The sequence below is a fragment of the Campylobacter sp. TTU-622 genome (assembly GCF_016598965.1).
Classification (GTDB): Bacteria; Campylobacterota; Campylobacteria; order Campylobacterales; family Campylobacteraceae; genus Campylobacter_D.
Window position 1 is genome coordinate 1 of record NZ_JAENKR010000122.1, and the last position, 2,624, is coordinate 2,624.

General features: G+C 25.5%; 2 protein-coding genes. One reads left to right on the forward strand and one right to left on the reverse strand.

All coding sequences use genetic code 11. The annotated features are described in order from the left end of the window. Nucleotides 1-170 precede the first annotated feature (170 nt). On the forward strand, nt 171-869 hold the full coding sequence (flgH, locus tag JG677_RS07705; protein ID WP_200169078.1) for a flagellar basal body L-ring protein FlgH: 699 nt from the start codon (nt 171-173) through the stop codon (nt 867-869). A 24-nt stretch (nt 870-893) separates the two neighbouring features. Here the strand turns inward: flgH and JG677_RS07710 are convergent. Beyond that, nucleotides 894-2,624: motility associated factor glycosyltransferase family protein (locus JG677_RS07710; protein ID WP_200286057.1), on the reverse strand; the 1,731-nt coding region annotated here is incomplete at its 5' end.

The window sequence follows — 2,624 nt, forward strand, 5'->3', positions numbered from 1 at the left end:
TTTTTCTCCTATGCTTTTAAAAATAATAGCTTAATTTAAACAAATATTAACTTAATACTTAATTTAAAAATGAAAAATTATTTTGGAACTTTATTTGCTTCTAATTTGATCAAAGGAAGTATTTTTTATAAATTGATTTTATAGAAAATTTCATATTCAAAGGATAGATAATGAAAAAGAAGATAATTTATATGTTACCAATTGTATTTTTTGGTTGTAGTGCTACTGTAGATCCACAAATTTCTATGAAGCCACCCGCATATGTTGAAGAGTTGGCTCCAAAGCAAAGTAATAATATAGAAAGTGCTCCTGGCTCTTTATTTGGAAAAGGCGATAATCCTTTATTTTCTGATAAAAAAGCTATGAATGTTAATGATCTTGTAACTGTTGTAATACAAGAAAGCACAACACAAAGCACACAAGCTAATAAAGCAACTAGTAGAACAAATACAGCGAATTTAGGTGGAGGAGCTTTAAGCGGAAGTACTGGAGTTGTTGGCAATGCTATTAATAAAGTTAATGCTTATTCTAATATAGGTTTTCAAACCAATAGCACTTCTAATTATCAAGGAACAGGCTCTCAAAGTCGCAATGAGAGTTTTAATACAACTATTTCAACAAGGGTAATTAAAATTTTATCTAATGGTAATTATTTTATAGAAGGTTCAAGAGAGCTACTTATAAATGGAGAAAAACAAATAATACAACTTAGCGGGGTTATACGTCCTTATGATATAGGTCAAGATAATACCATAGACAGTCGCTATATTGCTGATGCTAAAATTCTTTATAAAACCGAAGGCGAAGTAGATAGAAGCACAAGAAAACCTTGGGGAAGTAAAGTTATAGAAGCTATTTGGCCATTTTAATTAAAAGATTAAACCTAAAAAGGTTTAATCTTTATCAAATTTTATAATTCTTTTTTCAAGATTTCTAGCAATAAGTTCATTTTTTAAATTGTTAATATTTTGTTCTAATAAATTTTTAAAAATTTCTATTTGAGAAAATATAAGGGTAAATAAATATAAATGATCTTCTATCCATAAATTCTTTTTGGCTAAAAGTTCCTCTTTATTGCTTGGATTAAGAACAAAAATTTTTGCTAAATTAAATTCAAATTGATTAATGGTAGGATAAAAAGCCATATATATACTAGAATGATTATTTCTAACCTCGTCTATTTTTAATTTAATTTCATCGATATTTTTAATAAGTTTGCTATATAAATTTTCATTATATTCTAATTTAAGATTTAAAAAATCATTGCTAAGTAGTTTTAATTCTTTATCAAAATAATTTATAAAATCATTACATTGTTTTATAAGACTTTTTATTTTAGCATAAGCTTTTAATAGATATTCATTTTGCTTTGCAATACTAGGTATGGGTATTTCTTTAAAATTTTTTTCATCATTTAATAAATTTGCACAAATACTTTTAAAACTTTGTTCTATACTTCCTTCTATCCTAGCACCCCCTTCAGTGCAATTATATACTTTGATATGAGGATTTTGGGCTATATTTTTTTCAAAGGTGGTTCTAAAAATATTCCAAATTTCTTGTGTATAAACTAGACCTTTTCCACCATAAGCTGTAGTTTGAAGTTCATATTTTATATCATTAGGATCTTGATCATCATTAGCTCCATATAAGTATTCTTTAGGATGAGAATTTCCTTCTTTATCGTAAGCTAAATTTTGTCCTATTAAAATGATATTTTTATGATTTAACATTAGGGCCAAATCATAACACATATGTGCAACACTATGTCCTTGTCCAAGACCTAAAATTTGTTTAAATTTAAAATTTCTAAAGAACATATCTTTTGGAGTTAAAATATATTTTCTATTGGCATTTTGAATATGTTTTAGGGTTTGTGGATGTGTAAGAGTGCCTAGTATAAACAAAATTCCTTGATCAAATTCTTTAAAATCATTATCAAAAAATTTAGAAGTTGCAAAAACTCTTTCTGTAGATAAAACATAATCAGGCTTAATACCATAATTTGCTAAAATTGTATAAGAACCATCAGCACAGAAAATAGAAGCTTTAGAAGTATATTGTTTAAGTAATGGTAGTTGTTTTATAAGAGAGGGACCAGTTGAAACTATAATAGCATTTTGCATTTTGTTTTTTCTTGCTTTTATAAGATCTAATAACGAAGAATTGGTAAGCATAGGAACAAGATGTTGTAAATTATGTCTAATTCCAATCAAAACATCTTCTGGATCATTTCCGTGATTTATAAATATATTTTTAATTAGTTCTGTAAATTTTTTGTTTATTTTTAGAATATTTTCTTGATAATTTTTTGCATAAAATTCAGAATGAATATCCAAAAAATATACTCTTAAAAATTTAAAATACGGCTCTTCTTGACTAAGAGATAAAAGATCGCCAAAAAAAATTTCTTCATAAGGATCAAGTATGATTAAATTAGTAAGTTCTTTAGAAAAATCAATAGAATTAAATAAAACAAAAAGTAAGGGAATATTAGGTTCAAAAATAACAATTTTTTGATGATTTTTATTTTGCAGAAGAATTTTATATAAAATTCCATTACCAAAGCCATAAAAATAAAGCACAGGGTATAAATAATATTTATGATTATAAAGTTCTAATTT